This window comes from Thiobacillus sp., from assembly GCF_013693775.1.
In the GTDB taxonomy this organism is placed as follows: Bacteria; Pseudomonadota; Gammaproteobacteria; order Burkholderiales; family Thiobacillaceae; genus Thiobacillus.
The window spans coordinates 2,004,673-2,028,713 of sequence record NZ_CP059257.1; the positions used below are offsets into that span (position 1 = coordinate 2,004,673).

Below are 24,041 nucleotides of genomic sequence, written 5' to 3' on the forward strand. Positions count from 1 at the left end.
TTTAGTGCGCAAACGCACTGTTTTGGCGTTCTTGAAAGGCACACGCAGCACGCCACCCAAGCGGCAAGCTTTCAATCAGGACGGCGCAGACCGGCCGCGAACGCGTGTCGCTGCAGCCGTGAGGGGCCAATGAAAAAGGCGCCCGAAGGCGCCCTGAAAATGTACTCTGAAGCGGGCGGGGAGAGGATCCCTCCCCCTGTTTGCATCACTCTACACGTTCACCATGCAGGGCAATATCCAGGCCCTCGCGTTCCTGTTCTTCGGTCACACGCAGGCCCATGACCAGATCCAGCACCTTCAGGATGATGTAGGTGCCGATCGCGGTGTAGGCGATGGTAATGAGCACGCCTTCGATCTGGGTCACGACCTGGGCCAGACTGCCGGCAGTGCCGCCGATCGATTCGACCGCGAAGTAGCCGGTCAGGATTGCGCCGACGATACCGCCGATACCGTGTACGCCGAAGGCATCCAGCGAATCGTCATACTTCAGCATGCGCTTGAGCGACGTGGCCGACCAGAAGCACACCACGCCGGCGACGAGGCCGATGACGAGACCGCCCGTGGGTCCGACGAAACCGGACGCCGGCGTGACGGCGACCAGGCCCGCAACCGCACCGGAGGCGATACCCAGCACGCTCGGCTTGCCCTTGCTCATCCACTCCGCAATCATCCAGCCCAGCGCGGCCGCGCCGGTGGCGATCTGCGTGACGGCCATGGCCATCCCCGCACGGCCATCCGCGGCAACCGCCGAGCCTGCGTTGAAGCCGAACCAGCCCACCCACAGCATGGCCGCGCCGATCACCGTCAGGGTCAGGTTGTGCGGCGCCATCGGCTCCTTGCCATAGCCGAGACGCGGGCCCAGCACCAGGGCGGCGACCAGGCCTGCCACACCGGCGTTGATGTGCACCACGGTACCGCCGGCGAAGTCGAGCACGCCCATGTCCCACATGAAGCCACCGTCACCGGACCAGACCATGTGCGCGATCGGCGCATACACCAGCAACGACCACAGGCCGGTGAACCACATCATCGCCGAGAACTTCATGCGATCGGCGAACGCGCCGGCAATAAGGGCTGGCGTGATGATCGCAAAGGTCATCTGGAAGGTCATGAACACCGACTCAGGGATGACGCCCGTCAGGCTGTCCTTGCCCATGCCGGACAGGAAGGCCTTGGAGAGACTACCGAAGAAGGAATAGAAGTTGGTGACCCCTTTCGCCATCCCCGTCGTGTCGAAGGCAATGCTGTAGCCCGCCACCATCCACAGCACCGTGATCATGGCGGTGATGGCGAAGCTTTGCATCATGGTGCCGAGGACGTTCTTCTTCCGCACCATGCCGCCGTAGAACAGGGCCAGGCCGGGAATCGTCATCAGCAGCACCAGGGCGGTGGACGTCAGCATCCAGGCCGTGGCGCCGGAATCCAGCTTGGGCGCTTCAGCTGCGGGAGCGGGTGCGGGTACCTCGGCGGCCGGCGCGGCGGCCTCAGCCGGTGCTGCCATCGCAGGCGCGGCGGATTCGACCGCAGCCGCTTCCGGGGCCGGGGCCGGGGCCGCATCTTCCGCCAGAACGAGATTGGGAGACAGGAGGGCAAACATCAGGCCCAACGAAGCAAATAGCTTTTTCATATTCAGGCTCCTCACAGGGCGTCGGGGCCGGATTCGCCCGTGCGGATACGCACGACCTGCTCCAGGCTGGTGACAAAAATCTTGCCGTCGCCGATTTTGCCGGTGTTGGCCGACTTCTCGATGGCCTCGATCACGCGCTCCAGCAACTCGGCCTTGATGGCCACCTCGATCTTCACTTTGGGCAGAAAGTCGACCACATACTCCGCGCCGCGATACAACTCGGTGTGACCCTTCTGCCGCCCAAATCCCTTTACTTCCGTAACCGTCAGGCCGGTGACGCCGATGGCCGACAAGGCCTCGCGCACTTCGTCCAGCTTGAACGGCTTGATGATTGCCGTTACGAATTTCATGATGTCTCCCAAGTTAGGGCCAGAAAAGTAGGGGAGCAGTTGTTTGAACCGCCCCGGTTGGTCAGCGCATTAGAAAGCCTTGGAAATCGACACGGTGGTCGTGGCCTTACCCAGATACTTGCCGTTAGCCGTGTCAGTCCAGAACCCCTTCTCAGCATCGGTGTCGGTGTACGCCACACTCAGGGTCATGCCGTCGCCCAGTTTGCCCAACTTGCTCAAGTCATAGGCTGCGCTGACTTTCCAATCCTTGTAGTCCGGCGAAACCCCGTAGATGCCAACAAAGTAAGAGTCTTGCTTAAAGTTGAAAGTACCCCAATGCGCACCCAGGGTCAGACTGGTGTCACCGACAGGCAGGCTGCCGGAAAGATCCAGATAGTAGGAACCGTCGGTATTGGGGCCAACGCCAAACACCGAATCGCTCAGATAATAGGAGTACTTAGCAGTGAACCACTTCCAGCCGGCGGAAACATAAGCCTCCGAGGTCCAGACACCAGGAACCCCAGCGCCGTTTTTGCTGCCCGGGTACATATAGCGGATCGCCCCGACGTCATAACTGACAGGTCCGATGCTGTTGCGGTAACCACCGTAAACGTCAAGTTCCATGCTGCCACTGGTATAACCTTGGAAATCCGTCAGCCATCCCACATTGGAACCCCAAGTACCCAGGTAGAGACCGCTACTGTGCGAATAATCGAAGCCGCCCTGAATGGCAGGCTTGCCTCCCGTTTGCGAAATACCACGGAAGACATAGTTGGAGGTGAGGCTGACATTGGCGCTCAGGGTATGCGGCGAAGCGGGTTCATCCGCCATGGCGAGAGCGGGCGCGCCCACCAGACCAGTCAGAACCAAAGCGTGTACGAGTTTTTTCATGAATTTCTCCTGTTTGAATAAGGGCGCGCAAAATCGCACTCCACAATGAGCACAAGCCATGCCAATATTTTTTTTGTTTAAAAACAAACAGTTGAATCAATCAATCCGCCCAACCCAGAATAGTCCGCACTTTCATGGTGCGCCATCAAATCGTCATGCACCCTCTTCGTGCCGCATGCTTCGATCTGTTGCTGCTGTACGCCACCAGGGCAGTGCTTGTTACACTCTCCCTGTCATGGAGGCCGTATGAACCCGAATCCGAAATTCCCCACCCCTGCATTCATCAACGATCTGGTCGGCAAGCTGGGCGAGGTCATGAAGCAATCCCCGCCAAGGACATCGAACAGAATCTCAAGGCCGGCGTCACGTCGATGCTCGGCAAGCTGGATATGGTGAGCCGCGAGGAATTCGACGTGCAGACCGAAGTGCTGGCGCGCACGCGCGCGAAGCTCGCGCAACTCGAGGCGCGACTGACCGAACTGGAAAAGCAGCAGAGCCAAGACGCCTAAGTGGCCGTTGCCGTCGTCAAAAGCCGGGCGCTGAACGGCATGCATGCGCCGGAGGTGGTGGTCGAAGCGCATCTGGCCAACGGCCTGCCAGCGTTCACGCTGGTCGGCCTCCCGGAAACCGAGGTGAAGGAAGCGCGCGACCGCGTACGGGCGGCGATCCAGAATGCGCGCTATGAATTCCCGGCGCGCCGCATCACGGTCAACCTCGCGCCGGCCGATTTGCCGAAGGAATCCGGACGTTTCGACCTGCCGATCGCGCTGGCGATCCTCGCCGCTTCAGGGCAGGTTCCGGCCGACAAATTCAAGCACGCCGAATTCGCGGGCGAACTCGCATTGACCGGTGAATTGCGTCCGGTACGCGGGGCGCTGGCGATGGCACTCGCGACACGCACGGCAGGCAGGCAACTGGTGCTGCCCAGCGCGTCGGCGAGCGAAGCGGCGCTCGCCAGCGGCGTCGAGACGCTGGGGGCGGCGAGCCTGCTCGATGTCTGTGCCTGGCTCGCCGGGCAGGCCGCGCTCGCCGCGCCCGAACCGGGCACCCTCCCTCTGACGCCCGACTATCCCGACTTCGCTGACGTCAAAGGCCAGGCCGCCGCCCGGCGCGCGCTCGAAGTCGCCGCCGCCGGNGGACATTCGATCCTGATGTCAGGCCCGCCCGGCACCGGCAAGTCGATGCTGGCCGCACGCTTTCCGGGCATTCTGCCGGTGATGGATGAGACCGAGGCGCTGGAAGCGGCTGCGGTCGCTTCGCTCAACGGCGGTTTCCGCCACGAGCACTGGCAGCGCCGCCCCTTCCGCGCGCCGCACCATACGGCCTCGGCGGTTGCGCTGGTGGGCGGTGGCGGCAACCCGCGTCCGGGCGAGATTTCGCTGGCACACCACGGTGTGCTGTTTCTCGACGAACTGCCGGAATTCTCCCGACAGGTACTGGAGGTGCTGCGTGAGCCGCTGGAAACCGGGCGCATCACGATCTCGCGCGCCGCCCGGCAGGCCGATTTCCCGGCACGCTTCCAACTGGTCGCCGCAATGAACCCTTGTCCCTGCGGCTACCTCGGCCACCCGACCCAGGCCTGCCGCGACACGCCGGACCAGATTGCGCGCTACCGTGGACGCATTTCGGGACCGCTGCTCGACCGCATCGACATCCAGATCAGCGTGCCGGCGTTGACGCAAGCCGAACTGATGCAGGCCAGCGCCGGCGAACCCAGCGCGGCCATCCGCGGCCGCGTGCAGGCGGCGCGCGCACGCCAGATGCAGCGACAGGACAAACCCAATGCCTCGCTCGGTACGCAGGAAATCGAACAGTTCTGCCAACTGGATACCGCTGGGGAAAACTTGCTGAAGCAGGCGATCGCGCGGCTGAACCTGTCCGCGCGCGCCTATCACCGCGTCCTCAAGCTCGCGCGCAGCGTGGCCGACCTGGCTGACAGCGACGCGATTGCACCGGCGCATCTCGCCGAAGCCATTCAATACCGACGGCCTCCCGCATGAGCGATCCCTACGAATCCTGGCAGGAAGAAAAGCAGTCGGCCTGGTTGTACCGCGTCGTCGCGGAATGCGAGCGCGGCACGACGCGCGAAGCGCTGTTCAACGAACTGGCGCAGGCGGCCGACGACCAGGCGGAAATATGGCTGGCCGCCATTATGCAAAAGGGCGGGCAACCGCCCGCCGCGTTCCGGCCCGATCTGCGCGCGCGTCGTCGCCACCCTCACCCGCAGATTCAAGCCGCGTGCCATGCGCGGCGTGCTGGCGGCGATGAAGGTACGCGGCATGGCGCTCTATACGCTAAACCCGCCGCATCCCATGCCGCTTCGGCGCGACGACATCGGCAAGCGCCACCAGAACGGTGCCGCGGGCAATGCCTTGCGGGCAGGGGTGTTTGGCATCAACGACGGCCTGGTATCGAACGCGGCCTTGATCTATGGCGTGGCAGGCGCCGCCCCGGAGCCCTCGATCATCGTGTTGACCGGCGTGGCCGGCTTGCTGGCGGGCGCATTCTCGATGGCGTCGGGCGAATATGTATCGGTGCGTTCGCAGCGGGAAATGTTCGAATACCAGATCGGCCTCGAGCGCGACGAGCTGGACGAATACCCCCAGGAGGAGGCCGCCGAACTGGCGCTGATCTACGCCGCCAAGGGCATGGACGCCGCCGAGGCGCGGCGGCTGGCCGACACCCTGATGCAGGATCCCGAACGCGCGCTCGACACCCTGGCACGCGAGGAGCTCGGCCTGAACCCCGACGAACTCGGCTCGCCATGGGTGGCGGCCACCTCGTCGTTTGCCGCCTTCACGGCAGGCGCGGCGCTGCCCTTACTGCCCTTCCTGTTCGGTTACGACCAGGCGCTTCCTCTCTCGATCGGGCTGACGGCACTGGGACTGTTCGCCGTCGGCGCCAGCATGAGCCTGTTCACCGGCCGTCACGCCCTCCTGAGCGGCCTGCGCATGCTGGGCATCGGCGGCGCGGCGGGTTTGGCCACCTATTTCATCGGTGCCTGGCTGGGGGTGTCGCTGGGCTGAGCGTTCTGTCCACGGAGAATCCCAGGGTACATTCCTGAGACAGGAAATCGTGGCCGGATGGGCGGCGACAATCAGTTTGCTCCGCCTTGCTTGGGACGTTCCATGAATGGAAGGCTCAGGTTTGCTCCCAGGGCAAGCCGTCATGCCGCCAGCCATTTTTTGTGCTGCGATGGCGCGTTTCATCCATATCGCCTTCAAACCCGTGCAGCACGTTGTAGACCTCGGGGAACCCGTATTTCTCGAGGTAACGTCCCGCTTCCATCGAGCGCCGCCCTGAACGGCAGATCAGCACTACGGGCCGATTGACCGATGCCGCCTTGCGCGCATGCCCTAGAAAATCGGGATTGACGTCCCAATCCGGTCCGTCTTGCCAGGCAATGTGGATTGCGCCGACCGGATGGCCGACGAACAGGTATTCGATTTCCGAACGGCAATCGATGAACACCGCCTCAGGATGCAGTTGCAAAAACTCATGGGATTCCCGGGNGGTCATATGTTTCATGGTGCGCTCCGCAGTGACGTTCTTACCCACCCTAGCAGATCGATTTCAATGCCCCAAACCAGGGCCCCGACAAGCGGGGCCCTGTGTGCTCTGGCGAATGTCATCAGGCAGCAGCGTGCATTGTGCGCCGGACCTTGAAACGTGTCAGACCGAGCAGCCCTGCCCCCATCAACAACAGGGTGCCAGGTTCCGGGACGCCACCGCCGCCGCCCGTGCTGCAACCCGGGGTTCCGGGCGGGGCGTTATCGCAGGTACAACCCGCCAGCGAGATCAGCTTGAAATAGTCATTCCCCGCCTTGGTCGAGTCGCCCCCGACCATGGTGTTCAATGCGCCGATCAGCCAGTAGCTGGAATAGGTGCTGTTGGTGAAGTCATGCGCGCCCGTGCTGGAACCCGCGAGAATATTCCCGATCAGCGACCAGCCGTTGGACAGCAGATCCGCATAGGACTGGCCGGCCAGGGTGGCCGGGTTGCCTGCCCCCGTATAGGCCAGGACCGAAAAATCGGAATCGGTCGAAACCCATCCTGCGGAGAAGGACGTGAGATTCACCTTGTCCGTGAACGAGAACAGGATGGAGTCCGTGCGTCCATTGTTGTCGATCGCATGCTCGGGGCTGGTCCCCTCGTTGGTGTCCCTGCCGGAGGTGCCGCCCGTGCAATTGGCAAAGCCGCTGCAATCGTTGTTCCGGACACCCAGGCCGCTGCTGCCGTTCAAGGTGATGTAGGCACTGTCCAGCAGGACATTGGCGGAACCGACCGTATTGGACCAGCCGGAAGCCGTGGCCGTGATGCCGCCCTGTGTATTGCTGGTCTGGTTGTTGAATGTCCAGGTATCGCAATTGGGGTTGCTCGTGCCACCCCCGCCGCAATTACTCGTGTGACTGGCGGAGTACGTAGCCTGGGCGGTGTTCATGACGCCCAGCCCGATTGCCATCACGCTCGCCGCCCTGATTGCCTGCCAGAATTTTCTAGTCATTTTGATTGGTCCTTACTTATCCAAGGAATACACGCTTTACTTTAAGCAACAGCCGTACCAAAAATTGTTTTTCATTAATTATCAAATAGATGAATCACATCCCCTACTCGGTACCATGCTTTCCGGGGCGTTGTGTAAAAACCGACTGCGGCCCGGCCCAACGCCAACCCCTTATCTGCTGCCCGCCTGTTTGCGCCTCAGCGCTTCGGCCAGATGGTCGCGTATCTCGGGGTTTTCCGGCGACCGCACCTGGGCTTCGCGCAGGTAGCGCAGACNCTTCTCAACCTGCCCGGCTTCCACCCAGGCCCAGCCCAGGGTGTCGGCCACATTGGCATCGTTCGGCGCCAGTTGATAGGCCCGTTCCGCCACGGCCAGCGCGCCGGGCTGACGCCGCTTGAGCATGACGTAGGCCAGGTCGTTGTGGATGCCGGCGTCGTTGGGCAGTTGCCGGCTCAGGGTTTCGTAATGCTGTTGCGCGAGATCCAGCCGTCCTGATTGGACATAGGCCCCGGCCAGGACGCGACGGGCAGCGGGATCCGCCGGATTGCTGCCGACCCAGGACTGGATGAATGCCAGCGCCTTGACCGGGTTGCCCGACGCGTTGTAGGCGTTGTACAAACCGATCGCGTGCGTCGCATTTTTCTCGAGATTGTATGCGGCACCGTAAGCCGTGATGGCCTNCCCATAACGCTGGCGTTGCATGGCAATGTCGCCGAGCAGCTGCTGCACGGCGGCAGCTCGGGGATACTGGGCAGCCAGGGCACGCGCCTGCTTGTCGGCCGCCTCCAGGTTGCCCGAGAATTTTTCAAGGCCGGCCTTGAGCAGCAGCGCCGGGAAGTAGCCCGGTTTGCTCAGCAAGGCCTTGTCCAGCGAATAGCGCGCGCCTTCGTAGTCGCCCGCGCTGATCTGGAACTCCGCCGCACGCTGCTGCCAATCGGCATCGAAACCCGCCAACTGCGTAATGCGCTTGAAGTTCTCGCGCGCCAGGCCACGATTGCCGATGGCCAGATAGCACCGGCCCAGCGCCGCCAGGGCCGACAGATTATCCCGATTGGATGCCTGCGCGTCCTTGGCGATGTTCAATGCTTTCTGCGCGTCGCCCGTGCCCAGATACAGATCGACCAGCATGAGGTTGGGTCTGAGGCTCTGCGGGTTGAACGAACGCGCTTTCTCCAGCCAGCGCACCGCATCCTGCGTGCGCCCGGCAGCCAGCTCCAGCTGAGCCAGCTCATACAGCGCATCCAGGTTCTTCGGCTGGTCCTTGAGCACGGACAGCAGACGGCGGCGCGCGTCCTCTGGCTTGCCTTCATATCGGTCCAGACGCGCCAGATTGAGTCTGGCCGGGGTAAAGCCCGGATTCTTTTCCAGCACCTGCTCATAGGTTTTACGGGCGCCAGCCGTGTCTTTCGACACGCCGCGCGCCACCGCCAGGAGGTTCAGCACGGTCAGATTCTGCGGTTCGTTCTTGAGCACGGCCTGCAGCACCTGTATGGCCGGTTTGGCCTGGTTCTGCTTGAGATACATGATGGCCAGCGGAACGCCCGAATAGGCACGGCCCGGGGTTTNTGCGTAGGCCTNTTGCAGCTGCGCCATACCCTGCGCTTCCTGCCCGACCCCAATCAGGCTCAGGCCGAAATTCGCGGCGATATCCGGCGTATTGCCGCCGCTCATCCCCTCGGCCTGCTCGAGTAGCGAAACCGCCTTGGAATGCTGACCCAGCGCCATGTACGCCGTAGCCAACATGGACAGCGCCTGGGNGTCGTTGGGCCGCGCCCGCGCCGGTCCTTCCAGAAACGCGATTGCCTTGGCGTAATCCTTCTCGCTCATGAGGATGGCGGTCATGATCTTGCGCGCGCCCATATGCTGGGGATATTTCTTGAGGTAGCTGCCCAGATAGGTCTTGGCTTTTTCATTCTGGCCCAGGCTGTAATGGGCAATGCCGCCCAGGAGCACCAGTTGCGGACGCGTCTGCACTGCCTCGAAGGGCAGGGCATCCAGCGCACTCGCCGCCGCAGTGAGCGCATTGCGCGCTTCCGTATCCTTTCCTTGCCGTCCGGCCTGGAGTGCCTGCAGATAGGCGCTTCGCGGATCGTCCGGAAACTTCTGCTTCAGCACAGCCACGTCCCGGGCCGCTTCCTTGTCGCGGTTGAGATCGAACAGCAAGGACGCCCGGGCGATCAGCGCATCCAGATAATCGGGCTTCAAGGTCAGCGCCTTGCCATAGCCTGCCAGCGCATCCGGGGCATTTCCCTGCGCATGGGCGATCGAGCCTTTCATGTTCCAGCCGGCGGGATCGTCCGGTTTCTTGGTGATGGCCAACTGCGCCATGGCCGCCGCATCCGCGAAGTTTCCGCTGCGCAAATAGGCCATCGATTGCGCAACCAACGCAGCCGGATTATTGGGCTCGAGCTGCCGGGCCTGTTCCAGCGATTGGATCGCCGCGCGCGTCTGTTCGAGGTCGATCTGCGCATAGGCGCGCGTGACCAACACCTTGTATTTCACCTCGGGCGGGAGTCCGTCAGGCGAAAAGCGCTCCAGCAACGCCCGATTCTTGCCCAGCAGGTTGTAAACCTCGACCTGCATGGCGATGATCTGCGACCGGTCCGCCCCCAGCCGTTCCGCATCCGCCAGCACGCGTTCCGCGCCCAAGGGCGCGCCGCTGTCGAGGTAGGCCTTGCCCAGCAGGACCAGGGCCGGCAGCATTTTGCTGTCCTGCTGCAAGGCATTCTTCAACTGGACGATGGCGCCCTTGGTGTCCTTGTTCTGCATCCGGACCAGTGCATCCTCGTAAAAGTCCGAGGCCTGCACCGCACGGTCGGCCGCCCATGCCGGATGAGGAGACAGTGCACCCAACAGGAGGGCTAGCAGGATTGGGGTCACGTGTTTTCTTGTCGTCATCCGAATGCTCGTGAGATCGAGTACCTTGCATTTTGCATGGCAAGAGCACTGCAAGGATCAGACCAGTCCGGTCGGCGCTTGCCAGGCCTGTCCGCTCGGGACGCCGCATTCCGCCATGTGGCAAACCCGATAGCGATGTCGACATGTCAACAGTCGCCGGCAGGGCTCCGGCCCGGCAGTGATACCATTCAGGTTTGTCCGCATCCGCCTGCATCATGTCCAACCGCACCGCCCTGCTCCACTCGCTGCTCGCCCAACGTATCCTGGTTCTCGATGGTGCGATGGGGACGATGATCCAGTCCTACAAGCTCAGCGAAGCCGACTATCGCGGCACACGCTTCGCCGATTTTGCGCACGATCTCAAAGGCAACAACGATCTGCTCTCGCTGACGCAACCGCACATCATCCGGGAAATCCACAACAAGTATCTGGCGGCGGGCGCGGACATCCTGGAAACCAACAGCTTCAATGCCACCGCGATTTCCATGGCGGATTACCACATGGAACATCTGGTGCCGGAGCTCAATTTCACCGCGGCCCAGCTGGCACGCGAAGCCGCCGACGCGGCAACCGCGCAGAATCCGGACAAACCGCGCTTTGTCGCCGGCGTGCTGGGCCCCACCTCGCGCACGGCGACCATCTCGCCGGACGTAAACGACCCCGGTTTTCGCAATGTCACTTTCGACCAATTGCGCACTGCCTACCTCGAAGCGATCGACGGTCTGGTCAAGGGCGGCGTCGACATCCTGATCGTCGAGACGGTATTCGACACGCTGAACGCCAAGGCTGCGCTGTTCGCCATCGAGGCGTACTTCGAGGCCCACCAGTTGCGGCTGCCGGTGATGATCTCCGGCACCATCACCGACGCCTCTGGCCGCACGCTCTCCGGCCAGACCGGCGAAGCNTTTCTGAATTCGGTGCGCCACGCGCGGCCACTTTCAATCGGCTTCAACTGCGCCCTTGGGCCCGACCTGCTGCGCCAGTATGTCGAGGAACTATCCAACAAGGCTGACGTGTTCATCTCGTCCCACCCCAACGCCGGTCTGCCCAATGCCTTCGGCGAATACGACATGGACGGCGCACAAATGGCCGTGCACATTGGCGAATGGGCGCGCGCCGGGCTGCTCAACATCGTCGGCGGCTGCTGCGGTACCACGCCCGCCCATATTGCTGCAATCGCCAAGGCGGTCGAAGGCGTCGCGCCGCGCATCCCACCCACCGTGGAACCAGCGATGCGCCTCTCGGGACTGGAGCCGTTCAACGTCGGCAAGGACTCGCTCTTCGTCAACGTCGGCGAGCGCACCAACGTCACCGGCTCCAAGGCCTTCGCCCGCATGATCCTCGAGGGCCGCTACGACGACGCGCTGTCGGTCGCACGCCAGCAGGTCGAAAACGGCGCCCAGGTGATCGACATCAACATGGACGAGGGCATGCTCGACGCCGAGGCGGCGATGGTGCGCTTCCTGCACCTGATCGCCTCCGAGCCCGACATCGCGCGGGTGCCGATCATGATCGACTCGTCGAAATGGAGCGTGATCGAGGCCGGCCTCAAGTGCATCCAGGGCAAGGGCATCGTTAATTCAATTTCCATGAAGGAAGGCGAAGCCGAGTTCATCGAGCGCGCGAAGCTGTGCCGGCGCTACGGCGCGGCGGTGATCGTGATGGCTTTCGACGAGACCGGCCAGGCCGACACCTACGCGCGCAAGACCGAGATCTGCGCGCGCGCCTACAAGCTCTTGACCGAAACCGTCGGCTTCCCGCCCGAGGACATCATCTTCGACCCCAACATCTTCGCGGTCGCCACCGGCATCGAGGAGCACGCCAACTACGCTGTTGATTTTATTGAAGCCACCCGCTGGATCCGCCAGAACCTGCCGCATGCGCACGTCTCCGGCGGCGTGTCGAACGTGAGCTTCTCGTTCCGTGGCAACGACGCCGTGCGCGAGGCAATCCACACCGCTTTTCTGTATCACGCGATCCAGGCCGGCATGGACATGGGCATCGTCAACGCCGGCCAGCTCGGCGTCTATGCCAATCTTGACCCCGAGCTCAAGGCGCGCGTCGAAGATGTGCTGTTGAACCGCCGGCCCGATTCGACCGAACGGCTGGTGGCCTTTGCCGAAAACGTGAAGGGCGGTGCCAAGGAAAAAGTCGTCGATCTGGCCTGGCGCAACCTGCCGGTCAACGAGCGTTTGAGCCATGCACTGGTGCAGGGCATCACCGAATTCATCGTCGAGGACACCGAAGCCGCGCGGCTGGAAGCCGAACGCCCGCTGCACGTGATCGAAGGNCCCCTGATGGCCGGCATGAACGTGGTCGGCGACCTGTTCGGCGCCGGCAAGATGTTCCTGCCGCAGGTCGTGAAATCCGCCCGCGTGATGAAACAGGCGGTCGCCCACCTGATCCCGTTCATCGAGGCCGACAAGCGGGCCGGCGACGCGCAGAGCGCGGGCAAGATCGTCATGGCCACGGTGAAGGGCGATGTCCACGACATCGGCAAGAACATCGTCGGCGTCGTGCTTGGCTGCAACGGCTACGACATCGTCGACCTCGGCGTCATGGTACCGACACAGAAGATTCTCGATGCCGCCCGCGAGCACAAAGCCGACATCATCGGCCTGTCGGGTCTGATCACGCCCTCGCTGGAGGAAATGGCGCACGTCGCCAAGGAAATGCAGCGCCAGGGTTTCACCATTCCACTGCTGATCGGCGGCGCGACCACCTCGATGGCACATACCGCGGTGAAAATCGAGCCGAATTACGAACACCCGGTGGTGTACGTGAAGGATGCCTCACGCGCGGTCGGCGTCTGCACCCAACTGCTGTCGAACGACCTGCGCGGCGCCTTTGCTGCCGACATCAAGGCCGACTATGCCAAGACGCGCGAACGGCACCTCAAGCACAAGTCCGATACCGTGCGGCTTCCGCTGGCCGAGGCACGCGCCAACAAATTCAAGATCAACTGGACCCGCTACACACCACCGGTGCCGAAGCAACCCGGCATCCACGTACTGAAGGCCTACGACCTGGCGAAGCTGGCTGAGGCCATCGACTGGACGCCGTTTTTCGCTTCGTGGGAACTGCACGGCAAATTCCCGAAAATCCTCGACGACGAGGTGGTCGGCACCGAGGCGACCAAGCTCTACCACGACGCCCAGGCCATGCTGCAGAAAATGATCGCGGAAAACTGGGTCGAAGCGCGCGCCGTGTTCGGCCTGTTTCCGGCCAACAGCGTCAACGACGACGACATCGCAATCTATGTGGATGAATCGCGCAAGAAAATGCTCATGGTCTGGCACAACCTGCGTCAGCAGATGAANAAACCGGAAGGCCGCGCCAACCTGTGCCTCGCCGACTTCATCGCGCCGCGCGAATCCGGCATCAAGGACTACCTCGGCGCATTCGTCGTCACCGCCGGCATCGGCGAGGACGAACGCGCAAAGGCNTTTGAAGCCGCCCACGACGACTACTCCGCCATCCTCTTCAAATCACTGTGCGACCGTCTCGCCGAAGCGTTCGCCGAGCATCTGCATCTGCGCGTGCGTAAGGAATATTGGGGCTATGCGAGCGAGGAAGCGCTTACCAATGACGATCTGATCGCGGAGAAGTACCAGGGCATCCGGCCCGCGCCCGGCTATCCCGCCTGTCCCGAGCACAGTGAAAAGGCCCCGCTGTTCAAGGCACTCGACGCCGCGGCGCAAATCGGGGTGAAGCTGACCGAGAACTTCGCCATGTGGCCGGGCGCCGCGGTATCGGGATTCTATCTGTCGCATCCCGACAGCCAGTACTTCGCCGTGGCCAAGATCGAACGCGACCAGGTCGAGGACTACGCCCGCCGCAAAGGCTGGACTTTGGCGGAAGCGGAGCGCTGGCTGGCGCCGAACCTGGCCTACCAGCCGGAAAACTAGCGGCGCTTCAGCCAGGCGATCCAGCCGGCGACCGCTCCCAGCACCGCGCCGCCCGGGCCGGTGATGAAGATGCCGAGCATCGGCCCCTGATTCGCTTCGGGCGCGAAGATCATGGGGCCGAAAAATCCCAGCGCGAACCCGAGGCCGCCGAGCGCCAGCGCCCCCGTGCCGACGAACACCGGCAGGCCGGTTGCAGCGACGTCCTCGAGTTGCCGCCACACCCGACGCGCGCCCCAGATCGCAAACCCCAGTGCCACGATGGGCTGCAGCCAGTGCAGGGACTCGGGCAGCACCATCAGCGACAAGAAGAACATCAGCAGCCACGCCCCGAAAAACGCGGCGACCGACAGGGCCAGGCGGGCAGAATGCGCCATGCGTTACCAGCCTTGCTCCAACATCTTCTCCAACCAGAACAGCCCGATCACGGTCTTGGTTTCGCAGATCGTCCCACTGCGTAGCCAATCCATCGCCTCGCCAAACGGGACTCGCAGGATTTCCAGGAATTCGTCGGGATCACGGCCATGGTTGCCGGGTGTCAGTCCGCGCGCCAGATAGAACGCCAAGCGTTCGTCGGAATAGCCGATGCAGGGATAGATGGTGGTGACCTCGCGCCATTCGGCAGCGGTGTAGCCGGTTTCCTCTTCCAGTTCGCGCTTTGCGCAGGTCAGATCATCCTCGCCGGGATCGATTTTTCCGGCTGGCAACTCGATGAAATCGCGCCGCAGCGGATAGCGATGCTGGCGTTCCAACAGCAGGTCGCCATTCTCGAACACCGGGATGATCACGACGGCGCCAGGGTGGATGATGTATTCGCGAGTCGATTCGCCGCCGTTGGGCAGGCGCACGCGGTCGCATTTGACGTGCATCAGCCGCCCCTTGAAAACGGTTTCGCTGGCCAGTTCGATTTCGGTGAGCCCGGTTGTCGACGCGCGATCCGAAGGGGACTCCCTCGCGGGGCCAACCAANNGGCCTACCCCTTGCGGGTTCTGATCCGTGATGTCTTTCTTCATGGCCGCATGATAGCTGGCACGGGCAAATGCCGGGTTCTTACGAACCCGGCAGAATTGAGGAGACACGTTCCTCATTGCGGAGAACTTCTGCTCACTGCGAAACAGCAAGCCCAGTCATCCTACGAAGGAGAACGGAATCCGGCTATACAACTTTAGTTGTAGGCGCGGCCTAAGAGCATGATAGAAAAGGAATTTATTTTAAGCCCCAACCCGAAAAGCAGGGACATCCCACCACTACCGCATGAGAATGCCCGCCCCTCAGGCGGATTTGAAGGTCTCGCGCAACGTGGAATACTGTCGCCGACTGACCATCAGCCGTTCGTCCAATCCGTCCAGACGCAGGAAGTGGCCATCGTCTTCGCCAGGCAGCTTGCCGATTTCCCGAATGCGCGCTCGCGCAACCAGGCAGTTGCGGTGGATGCGCAGGAACGTGTCGCCCCATTCGCTTTCCAGGCGGGTGAGCGATTCTTCGATCAGGAATTCACGTGCGGCCGTGCGCACGGTGACGTACTTGAGCTCCGCCTTGAGGTAGAGGATATCCGCGACGGGGATCAGCACGATACGGCCCTTCTCATTGACCGAAAGATGCGTGCGCGCCTTGGGGTGCACGGCTCGCAATCGTTCAAGCACGCTATCGCTCAGGCTATGTGCGCGTGACAGGGCGCGGAGGAGGCGGTCGGCACGCACTGGCTTCAGCAGGTAGTCGACCGCATTGAGATCGAACGCCTGGCAGGCATAGGCTTCGTAGGCCGTACTGAAAATGACAGCCGGCGGTTTGTCCAGTGTATTGAGGTGGGCCGCGCATTCCAGGCCATCCATGCCGGGCATGCGGATGTCGAGCAATACTGCGTCGACCGGGTACTGCTGGATCTGGTTCAGCGCATCCAGCCCGTTATCGGCCTCGCCGACGATATCGACCGGCAACTGATCGGCACAATCCGCCAGCACGTCTCGCAGGCGGCGGCGCGCCGGGGCCTCGTCATCGACGATGAGGACGCGCAGGGGCGGGTTGGGTGCGTTCACGGGTATAGGGAATCACGATGTGCACCTGATAAACGGCACCCAGCGGTTCCAACTTGAGCTGGGCATCGAGGTCGAAATGCAGCAGCAGACGTTCACGGATGTTCGCCAAAGCGATGCGGTTGCCTTTGTGATGGCTCGCATCGGTGGCGATCGGATTGCGCACGACGATGTGGACCTTGTCGGCGCTGCGGTAGAGATTGAGGCTGATTTCGCCCCCGTCCGGTAGCGGCTCGATACCGTGGTAGACCGCGTTTTCCACCAGCGGCTGGATCACCAGGGGGATCAGCGCGTCGGCCGGCATTTTATTGATATGCCAGGCGACCTGCAGGCGATCGCCCAGGCGCAACTGTTCGAGTTCCAGATAGGCGCGGGTGAGCGCAACTTCGTCCTCCAGCGGCGCCAGCTGGCTGGCGTTGCCCATCAGCGCACGGAACAGGTCGGCCATATTCTCCAGCGCATGCTCGGCGCGGCGCGGGTCGCTGCGCACCAGCGACAGCACGGCATTCAGGCTATTGAACAGAAAATGCGGGCGGATACGCGCCTGCAAGGCCTGCAGGCGCGCCTCGGTGATCGCGGGCGACAGCGCGCGGGCGCGCAGATTGAAATAGGCCAGCAGGCCCGCACCAAGCAACAGGGAAAATAGCGCCACGCCGATGAGGGGATACGTCTCCCCGCCAACAAGCACCGGACTCAACCACAACGTGACCAGCATCGGCACCGCGACACCCAATGCCAGCGTGAATGCCACCCCCAACCGGTAAGGTTGGCTGCGCAACCAGCGTCCCGCCGCACACAGTGCCAGCAGGGTCAACAACAAGGCAGGTTGCGCAAGCGCCGAGAGTCCGATGAATTCGGCCCAGAATGCCTGAGCGTCCGCCACCCGAGCCACCACGCCCGCCACCAGCGCCGCCTCCGCCGTCAGTGCGATGCGCAGGTTCACCCCAANGTGACAGAAGTTCGGCAATTCGACCTGCCGATTGTTATGATTCCTTCTTTTCATTCCCCGTTTTGTCCCATGAGCACGTCATCGACACCGCCGGACGGCGCGCCCGCCGCTTGGTCCGGCCGCTTTTCCGAGCCGGTTTCCGAAATCGTCAAACGCTATACCGCGTCGATTCCCTTCGATTATCGGCTGGCCGAGTTCGATATTCAGGGTTCGCTGGCGCACGCCGCCATGTTGCACCACGTCGGCGTCCTGTCCAAGGACGATCTGGAGACGATCCGCTCTGGCATGACGGAGCTGCTGACCGAGATTCGCGGCGGCCAGTTCAACTGGTCGCTGGACAAGGAAGACGTCCACCTCAACATCGAGGCCGCGCTAACCGCAAAAATCGGCGACGCCGGCAAGCGCCTGCACACCGGACGCAGCCGCAACGACCAGGTGGCGACCGACATCCGCCTCTACCTGCGTGACGCGATCGACCGCATCCTGGGTGGGCTCCGCGCCTGCCAGACCTCGCTGGTCGACCTCGCCGAGCAACACGCCGACACCGTGATGCCGGGTTTCACCCACCTGCAGGTGGCGCAACCGGTGACCTTCGGCCACCATCTGCTGGCCTACTTCGAGATGCTGGCGCGCGACGCCGAGCGCATGACTGACTGCCGCCGCCGCGTGAACCGGCTGCCGCTGGGCGCCGCCGCCTTGGCCGGCACCAGCTACCCGATCGACCGCCCGTTCGTTGCCGACCAGCTCGGCTTCGAAGCGGTATGCGAGAACTCGCTCGATGCCGTGTCCGACCGCGACTTCGCCATCGAGTTTTCTGCCGCCGCCGCACTGGTGATGACCCACCTGTCACGCCTGTCGGAAGAACTGATCCTGTGGATGAGCCCGCGCTTCGGCTTCATCGACCTGGCCGACCGCTTCTGTACCGGCTCTTCCATCATGCCGCAGAAGAAGAATCCCGACGTGCCCGAGCTGGTGCGCGGTAAGACCGGACGCGTCAACGGCCACTTGGTCGCACTGCTCACCCTGATGAAAGGCCAGCCACTGGCCTACAACAAGGACAATCAGGAAGACAAGGAACCGCTGTTCGACACCGTCGACACCCTGACTGACACGCTGGCGATCTATGCCGACATGCTGCGCGGGGTGACGGTGAAACCCGACGCGATGCGCGCCGCCGTGATGCAGGGCTTCGCCACGGCCACCGACCTGGCCGACTACCTGGTGAAAAAGGGTGTGCCGTTCCGCGATGCGCATGAAGTGGTGGCGCGCGCGGTGCGCGCGGCGGAAGCCTCGGGACGCGACCTCGCCGACCTGCCGCTGGCCGAGTTGCAGGCCTTCAGCCCGGTGATCGCGGACGACGTCTACGCCGTGCTGACGCTGGAAGGTTCGCTCGCCGCCCGCGACCACCTGGGCGGCACCGCACCGTCGCAGGTGCGGGCTGCCATCGCCCGCGCCCGAAAACGGATCTAGTGAGACTCAGCCAGCGCCACCGGCGGCGCATGCTCGCGGCAGATCCGCCGCACCTCGGGACTGCTGAGCTTTTCCTGCATCAGTCCGCAAAAATAGCTGCGTGGGCCTAACCGCTGGTTGTAGCGGCAGGTCGCGCACACACCGAAGCTGCGTTTCCCGCTTTGCGCCTGCACCTGCGCCAGCACCTGCCGCAGCACCACCATTGCCGAGGTCACCCGCGCCGGACTCGCCGTCTGCACGATGTCGCGCCAGGCACCGCCAGCGCTCAGGGTTTTCAGCAGGTTGGTACCGCCTTCGGTCAGGATCAGGCGCACCACCCGGCCGTCGCGCGGGTCGGCATAGCGCGAGATCAGGCGTCGGCGCGCCAGTACCAGAACCGTCTGCGACACCGTGCCCTTGGTCAGCCCGAGATATTCGGTCAGCGCCTGCGGCGTGTTGCTGAAGCGATTGGCCTGGTTCAGGTAGAACAGCACCTGCAGGTGTACCGGCTGCAGGCCCTGCGCCGCCCCTGCCTGCCGCAAGTCGGCCCGGGTCAGCAGCGACAGCCGCTCGACCAGATCGAACAGGGTGAGCGCCTGGCTTTTCAAGTTACCCCGTATGTTTCATGAATTCGCGCGATGATCGCGCAGGATTTTGTTTTGTAGGGAAGTTTGGGAAGGAGTGGCGTAGCGATTCATACGCCCGACTGAGCAAAGTTTCCATACGAAACAAAAGACCAGCGAGGGCGCGTGTCAATTTATGAAATATCCGGGGTGAACTAGAAGCGGACCATGACGCCGCCCTGCGCGGCGATCAGCGCAGCCAGCTTGTCGTAGAGTGGCTCGCCGCTCTTGGTGTCGAACCAGCCGGCATCCTGCGGTTTGAAATGAAAGCCGCCCGAGCGTGCGGCCACCCAGATTTCGCGCGCCACGCCGTGGCGATTGATGATGATCTTGCTGCCGTCGTCGAACTCGACCTCGATGATGCCGTCGGCCGGTGTCTCGAAATCCAGGTCGGCGTCTTCCAGTACCTGTTCGATGCGGGCCAGGGTTGCGCCGGCAGCCTTCGTGAAGTCGGCTTCGTTTGATTCGCTTTGCATCATGATGTCCCGTGCTAACATTTCGCGCATGAAACTGCGCACCTTATATATAGTGTCCCTGCTGCTGTGCGGGCTCGGTCTGACGGCCTGCGGCTCCAAGGGTGACCTGTATCTTCCCGAAAATCCTGCCGCACCGCAACGGACTCCCAATTGAACACCCTGCATCGCATCGACGGCCGCCTCCATCTTGAGGACGTGGCACTGGACACGCTTGCCGAACGCTTCGGCACNCCCCTCTATGTCTACTCCCGGCAGGCGCTCGAGATGGCCTACCAAGACTACGCCCGGGCGTTTGCGGATACGCCCCACCTGATCTGCTATGCGGTCAAGGCCAATTCGAGCCTGGCCATCCTCAACCTGTTCGCCCGACTCGGCGCCGGATTCGACATTGTCTCCGGCGGCGAACTGGCTCGCGTGCTGGCTGCCGGCGGCGATCCGGGCAAGGTCGTATTCTCCGGTGTCGGCAAGACCGCCGAGGAGATGCGTGCCGCCCTCAGCGCCGGCATCCTCTGTTTCAATGTCGAATCGGTCAGCGAGCTGCACCGGCTCGACCGCGTGGCCGGCGCACTGGGCAAGGTCGCGCCGATCTCGTTCCGCGTCAACCCGGATGTCGACCCCAAGACGCATCCCTATATCTCTACCGGCCTCAAGGAAAACAAGTTCGGCGTGCCGATTGCCGATGCACCCGCACTGTATCGGCTCGCCGCCAGTCTGCCAAACCTAAGGATCACGGGCATCGATTGCCACATCGGTTCGCAACTGACCGACCTGTCGCCCCTGGCCGATGCCGCCGGGCGTGTGCTGACTCTGGTCGATGCGCTGGCAGCCGAAGGCATCGTCTTGCACCATGTCGACCTCGGTGGCGGCGTCGGCATCCGGTACCGCGACGAAACGCCGCCCGATCTCGCCGCCTACGGCCGCGAGCTGGCCGGGCGTTTTGCCGGCCGCCGCGAAAAACTGCTACTGGAGCCAGGACGTTCGCTGGTCGGCAACGCAGGCCTGCTGCTCACCCGCGTCGAGTATCTGAAGCCCGGAGAAGACCGGAATTTCGCCATCGTCGATGCCGCGATGAACGACCTGATGCGGCCCGCACTCTACGAGGCGTATCACGACATCGTCGCCGTCGACCAGCGGACAACACCAGCCCGGCGCTACGACATCGTCGGCCCGATCTGCGAAACCGGCGATTTTCTTGGCTTTGCGCGCGATCTGGCGATCGAGGAAGGGGATCTTCTGGCCCTGCTTTCGGCGGGCGCCTATGGCATGAGCATGGCATCGAACTACAATTCTCGCCCTCGCGCCGCAGAAGTATTGATCGACAAGAATGAAATCCATCTCATCAGGGAACGCGAGACGCAGGACAGTATGATTTCCGGAGAACGGCTTGTAGACTGACTTTCATGGAATTATGTGAGTCTGAAGTTTCTCCGGATATTAGTATCGGTTCGATACATTTTGCTTGACCGCGACATCTTTTATCGAATTATTCCCACCATCCCTTGACTATTCATTGAACACAGAAGAAAAGTAACTAGAATGAGGCTCACCAAGCGGAGCCTCGGTATCGCCCGTTTTTAGCGGGTTTCGGGCAAATCAGTTGCCTGTCGGTACCACGCTTTGGAAGTGCAAATTCTGACTGCACGTGGCATCAAGCTGTAGTGATAAGTGAATGTGTTCAACTTCTAAGGAGTGTTAGATGGCAACAGCAAAGAAACCCGCTGCCAAACCGGCAGCCAAGAAACCGGCAGCCAAGCCCGCAGCCAAGAAAGCCGCCGCCAAGCCGGCAGCCAAAAAGGCAGCACCGGCTAAAAGGTCGCCGCCAAAAACCGGCAGCCAAGCCCGTAGCCAAGAAAGCCGCCGCCAAGCCGGCAGCCAAAAAGGCAGCACCGGCTAAAAAGGTCGTCGCCAAAACCGGCAGCCAAGCCCGTAGCCAAGAAAGCAGCCGCCAAGCCGGCAGCCAAAAAGGCAGCAACGGCTAAAAAGGTCGCCGCCAAAAACCGGCAGCCAAGCCCGTAGCCAAGAAAGCAGCCGCCAAGCCGGCAGCCAAAAAGGCAGCACCGGCTAAAAAGGTCGCCGCCAAAACCGGCAGCCAAGCCCGTAGCCAAGAAAGCAGCCGCCAAGCCGGCAGCCAAAAAGGCAGCACCGGCTAAAAAGGCCGTCGCCAAAAACCGGCAGCCAAGCCCGTAGCCAAGAAAGCAGCCGCCAAGCCGGCAGCCAAAAAGCCTGCCGCCAAACCGGCAGCCAAAAGCGGCCCCGGCCAAGAAGCCTGTTGCGAAGAAAGCGGCTCCTGCCGCCAAACCTGCGCCGGCTCCTGCGCCTGCCCCGCACCGGCGGTACCGGTCATCAAGCCTTTCGGGCTCTAACAGGTCGGGCACTGCCCAATCTGAAACGGGGGCGTGTCCCCGTTTTTTATTTGCGCACCGCGCGTGCAAGTCAGCGCTTCAGTTCATACACGGTCCCCACCGACTCTTCACGCAGGCGTTGCTATCTCATCTGGCAACTGCCAATCGGTTCCGCACGGCATGCAGCGCGTTCCTGCTCCATGGCAGGCGCATGGCCAGCAACAGGACCAGCACCGCGCCGAACATCAGAGGCTGAGTCAGGTCTTTCTTCACCAGCCACACGTAGTGGATCACCCCCAGCAAAGCGATCAGATAGACCAAGCGGTGCAACGGCTGCCAGCGGCGACCTAGACGACGCATCATGGCGCGGGTCGAGGTGACGGCGAGCGGAATGAGCATCACGAAAGCTGCGAAGCCGACTGTAACGAAGGGGCGTTTGGCGATGTCCTTTGCGATACCCGCCAGATCGAAGAACTGATCCAGCCATAGGTAAGTCATGAAATGCAGGGTGGCATAAANAAAGGCAAACAAGCCCAGCATGCGGCGGTAACGGATGAGATCGGCCCGTCCGGTCAGCCGCCGCAACGGAGTGACAGATAGGGTCACCAGCAGCCCGACCAGCGTCCAGGTACCGGTTGAATGGGTGATGAACTCGATCGGATTTGCACCCAGGCCGCCACCGGAACCAAGCACGAACAGCCGCGCCAGGGGCAGCAGACAGACGGCAAACAGCCAACACTTCGGATTACGCAGAGTCGCGCCCATCAAAAACCTCTGCAGATCCATGCCGCGATACAGTTGCGCCACCTGGGCGCCGTAACCATTGAACATCAGCGTGTCGCGTTTCAGGAATTCGCCGATACGGCGTTCCTTCGCCTGGCTCCAGCGGGGATGGTCGACATGCGGATTCACGTTGGAATAGAAGCCATACTCCTGCGGCGCCGCGCGCATCCACGCCGTCAACGGCTGTTTCTCGACGAAACGTATCCTGACGATGGACTTGGCACTCTTGAATCCATACTTCCACGGCACCACCAGCCGGATCGGCGCACCATTCTGATTGGGCAGCACTTCACCATAGAGCCCGACAGCCAGTATCGTCAGCGGGTGCATCGCTTCATCCAGCCGCAAGCCTTCGACATACGGCCAGTCCAGTACGCCCGAACGCTGCCCCGGCATCTGCCTGGGGTCGTTCAAGCTGACGAATTCGACATATTTGGCCTTGCCGGTCGGCGCAACGCGGCGAATGAGCTCGCCCAATGGGAACCCCACCCAGGGGATCACCATCGACCATCCTTCCACACAACGCATCCGGTAGATGCGCTCCTCCAGTGGCGCTAGTTTCAACAGGGAATCGATGTCGTAAACGCCCGGTTTACTCGCCTCACCCTCGACCGTCACCGTCCACGGACGCGTTTTCAGGCTGCCGGCATGGTCGGACGGATCGCTCTTGTCGGTGCCGAATTCATAGAAGTTGTTGTAGGTCGTGACCGCCTTGTAAGGGGTTTTCTCGTCGTCCAGCGTGTAGGCGCCGCTGCGCACACCAGCCAGCTTGGTGCCGGCCTGTGCATCAGGGGCGCTTCCCAGGGCGGCACTCGCCGCCAGCGCGCCCATGCCCTGCATGAAGCGGCGGCGCTCCCGATAGATTTCGGGCGGCGTGATTTCGGACGGCAGAATATCGCAGGATGGGCGCGGAGGCATGACGGAGTCCTATCAATATAAAAGGGGCTACCCTGACAGTCGGGCCAGGTCGGGCATCCTTACAGTCCATTGCACGGTTGACTCCCCCATGCCGCGTTTGTTTCGCATACCCCACCCATTTCCGAACGCTGCCGTCCCCTTTCCTCCAAAGCACGCCTGGAATTGACGAATCGCGTACCGCGCTGACGAAGCTTCGTCAGCGCGGTACGGCCCAGGCTTCATCAAGCCGTCAAACCCCTTGGTTTAATGCGGCTTCCAATGCCAACACACAACACGGGAGGCTGGCATGAACCCTGCTGAAGTCCTTGTACAGG

22 protein-coding genes and 1 pseudogene are annotated in these 24,041 nt (G+C 62.5%); 7 read left to right on the forward strand and 16 right to left on the reverse strand.

Annotated elements, in window-relative coordinates; translation table 11 throughout:
• Positions 1 to 205: 205 nt before the first annotated feature.
• From HZY77_RS09965 to HZY77_RS09975, 3 genes are all read right to left on the reverse strand, one after another.
• A complete protein-coding gene (locus HZY77_RS09965; protein ID WP_296814213.1) occupies positions 206 to 1,627 on the reverse strand; it encodes an ammonium transporter in 1,422 nt (473 codons plus the stop codon).
• 11 nt (positions 1,628 to 1,638) lie between these two features.
• Complete coding sequence (gene glnK, locus HZY77_RS09970; RefSeq protein WP_018509024.1) at positions 1,639 to 1,977, reverse strand: P-II family nitrogen regulator; 339 nt, start codon at positions 1,975 to 1,977, stop codon at positions 1,639 to 1,641.
• A 69-nt stretch (positions 1,978 to 2,046) separates the two neighbouring features.
• Positions 2,047 to 2,847, reverse strand: coding sequence for a TorF family putative porin (locus HZY77_RS09975; protein ID WP_296814215.1), 801 nt, complete (start codon positions 2,845 to 2,847; stop codon positions 2,047 to 2,049).
• Between the two features lie 134 nt (positions 2,848 to 2,981).
• On the opposite strand from HZY77_RS09975, the gene HZY77_RS09980 reads away from it, so the two are divergent.
• Complete coding sequence (locus tag HZY77_RS09980; protein WP_296814217.1) at positions 2,982 to 3,356, forward strand: accessory factor UbiK family protein; 375 nt, start codon at positions 2,982 to 2,984, stop codon at positions 3,354 to 3,356.
• Positions 3,357 to 4,847 carry a YifB family Mg chelatase-like AAA ATPase gene (locus HZY77_RS09985; RefSeq protein ID WP_296814219.1) on the forward strand — a complete coding sequence of 497 codons (1,491 nt, stop codon included), beginning with the start codon at positions 3,357 to 3,359 and terminating at the stop codon, positions 4,845 to 4,847.
• Here the strand turns inward: HZY77_RS09985 and HZY77_RS09990 are convergent.
• Positions 4,823 to 5,128, reverse strand: coding sequence for a hypothetical protein (locus HZY77_RS09990; RefSeq protein ID WP_296814221.1), 306 nt, complete (start codon positions 5,126 to 5,128; stop codon positions 4,823 to 4,825). The two genes, HZY77_RS09985 and HZY77_RS09990, sit on opposite strands and share 25 nt — an antisense overlap.
• Here HZY77_RS09990 and HZY77_RS09995 point away from each other — a divergent pair.
• The gene (locus tag HZY77_RS09995; protein ID WP_296814222.1) at positions 5,091 to 5,873 is read left to right on the forward strand and encodes a VIT1/CCC1 transporter family protein; all 783 of its coding nucleotides are present in this window, start codon (positions 5,091 to 5,093) and stop codon (positions 5,871 to 5,873) included. The two genes, HZY77_RS09990 and HZY77_RS09995, sit on opposite strands and share 38 nt — an antisense overlap.
• Positions 5,874 to 5,988: 115 nt before the next feature.
• Here HZY77_RS09995 and HZY77_RS10000 read toward each other — a convergent pair whose 3' ends face one another.
• The 3 genes from HZY77_RS10000 to prsT all read right to left on the reverse strand — a co-directional run bounded on the left by HZY77_RS10000 (position 5,989) and on the right by prsT (position 10,231).
• Positions 5,989 to 6,375: a rhodanese-like domain-containing protein gene (locus tag HZY77_RS10000; RefSeq protein WP_296814224.1), complete on the reverse strand. Its 387-nt coding sequence runs from the start codon at positions 6,373 to 6,375 to the stop codon at positions 5,989 to 5,991.
• 103 nt (positions 6,376 to 6,478) lie between these two features.
• Positions 6,479 to 7,351 (reverse strand): exosortase-dependent surface protein XDP1, encoded by an 873-nt coding sequence (gene xdp1, locus HZY77_RS10005; RefSeq protein ID WP_296814226.1) that lies wholly within the window; start codon positions 7,349 to 7,351, stop codon positions 6,479 to 6,481.
• 171 nt (positions 7,352 to 7,522) lie between these two features.
• Positions 7,523 to 10,231 (reverse strand): XrtA/PEP-CTERM system TPR-repeat protein PrsT, encoded by a 2,709-nt coding sequence (prsT, locus tag HZY77_RS10010; protein WP_296814228.1) that lies wholly within the window; start codon positions 10,229 to 10,231, stop codon positions 7,523 to 7,525.
• 233 nt (positions 10,232 to 10,464) lie between these two features.
• Here prsT and metH point away from each other — a divergent pair, with 233 nt between their 5' ends.
• Entirely contained in the window at positions 10,465 to 14,157 is a 3,693-nt protein-coding gene (metH, locus tag HZY77_RS10015) for a methionine synthase (protein WP_296814230.1), read from the forward strand.
• Here the strand turns inward: metH and HZY77_RS10020 are convergent.
• The 4 genes from HZY77_RS10020 to HZY77_RS10035 form a co-directional block, all read right to left on the reverse strand.
• Entirely contained in the window at positions 14,154 to 14,531 is a 378-nt protein-coding gene (locus tag HZY77_RS10020; protein WP_296814232.1) for a multidrug ABC transporter permease, read from the reverse strand. The two genes, metH and HZY77_RS10020, sit on opposite strands and share 4 nt — an antisense overlap.
• A gap of 3 nt (positions 14,532 to 14,534) precedes the next feature.
• Positions 14,535 to 15,023, reverse strand: a complete 489-nt coding sequence (locus tag HZY77_RS10025; RefSeq protein ID WP_296633436.1) for an NUDIX hydrolase — start codon at positions 15,021 to 15,023, stop codon at positions 14,535 to 14,537.
• A 402-nt stretch (positions 15,024 to 15,425) separates the two neighbouring features.
• Positions 15,426 to 16,190 (reverse strand): LytTR family DNA-binding domain-containing protein, encoded by a 765-nt coding sequence (locus tag HZY77_RS10030; RefSeq protein ID WP_296814234.1) that lies wholly within the window; start codon positions 16,188 to 16,190, stop codon positions 15,426 to 15,428.
• Positions 16,147 to 17,130, reverse strand: coding sequence for a histidine kinase (locus HZY77_RS10035; protein ID WP_296814236.1), 984 nt, complete (start codon positions 17,128 to 17,130; stop codon positions 16,147 to 16,149). Before HZY77_RS10035 ends, HZY77_RS10030 begins: the two co-directional genes overlap by 44 nt.
• A 75-nt stretch (positions 17,131 to 17,205) precedes the next feature.
• Here HZY77_RS10035 and argH point away from each other — a divergent pair, with 75 nt between their 5' ends.
• A complete protein-coding gene (gene argH, locus HZY77_RS10040; protein WP_296814238.1) occupies positions 17,206 to 18,606 on the forward strand; it encodes an argininosuccinate lyase in 1,401 nt (466 codons plus the stop codon).
• On the opposite strand, the gene HZY77_RS10045 is transcribed toward argH, so the two are convergent.
• Both HZY77_RS10045 and cyaY read right to left on the reverse strand, forming a co-directional pair.
• A complete protein-coding gene (locus tag HZY77_RS10045; protein WP_296814240.1) occupies positions 18,603 to 19,193 on the reverse strand; it encodes a MarR family winged helix-turn-helix transcriptional regulator in 591 nt (196 codons plus the stop codon). The genes argH and HZY77_RS10045 overlap by 4 nt on opposite strands.
• A 170-nt stretch (positions 19,194 to 19,363) precedes the next feature.
• Positions 19,364 to 19,684, reverse strand: a complete 321-nt coding sequence (cyaY, locus tag HZY77_RS10050) for an iron donor protein CyaY (RefSeq protein WP_040724554.1) — start codon at positions 19,682 to 19,684, stop codon at positions 19,364 to 19,366.
• 28 nt (positions 19,685 to 19,712) lie between these two features.
• On the opposite strand from cyaY, the gene HZY77_RS17810 reads away from it, so the two are divergent.
• Together HZY77_RS17810 and lysA are read left to right on the forward strand one after the other, a co-directional pair.
• Positions 19,713 to 19,838, forward strand: a complete 126-nt coding sequence (locus HZY77_RS17810) for a lipoprotein (protein WP_363153563.1) — start codon at positions 19,713 to 19,715, stop codon at positions 19,836 to 19,838.
• The gene (gene lysA, locus HZY77_RS10055) at positions 19,835 to 21,079 is read left to right on the forward strand and encodes a diaminopimelate decarboxylase (protein WP_296814244.1); all 1,245 of its coding nucleotides are present in this window, start codon (positions 19,835 to 19,837) and stop codon (positions 21,077 to 21,079) included. The genes HZY77_RS17810 and lysA overlap by 4 nt, the downstream gene beginning before the upstream one ends.
• 410 nt (positions 21,080 to 21,489) lie before the next feature.
• Here lysA and HZY77_RS10060 read toward each other — a convergent pair whose 3' ends face one another.
• The 3 genes and pseudogenes from HZY77_RS10060 to msrP form a co-directional block, all read right to left on the reverse strand.
• Positions 21,490 to 21,981: a hypothetical protein gene (locus tag HZY77_RS10060; protein WP_296814246.1), complete on the reverse strand. Its 492-nt coding sequence runs from the start codon at positions 21,979 to 21,981 to the stop codon at positions 21,490 to 21,492.
• A gap of 192 nt (positions 21,982 to 22,173) precedes the next feature.
• Positions 22,174 to 22,791, reverse strand: coding sequence for a protein-methionine-sulfoxide reductase heme-binding subunit MsrQ (locus tag HZY77_RS10065; protein ID WP_296820885.1), 618 nt, complete (start codon positions 22,789 to 22,791; stop codon positions 22,174 to 22,176).
• A gap of 6 nt (positions 22,792 to 22,797) precedes the next feature.
• Positions 22,798 to 23,727: pseudogene (msrP, locus tag HZY77_RS10070) on the reverse strand (protein-methionine-sulfoxide reductase catalytic subunit MsrP); the annotation flags it as partial.
• Positions 23,728 to 24,041: the final 314 nt, after the last annotated feature.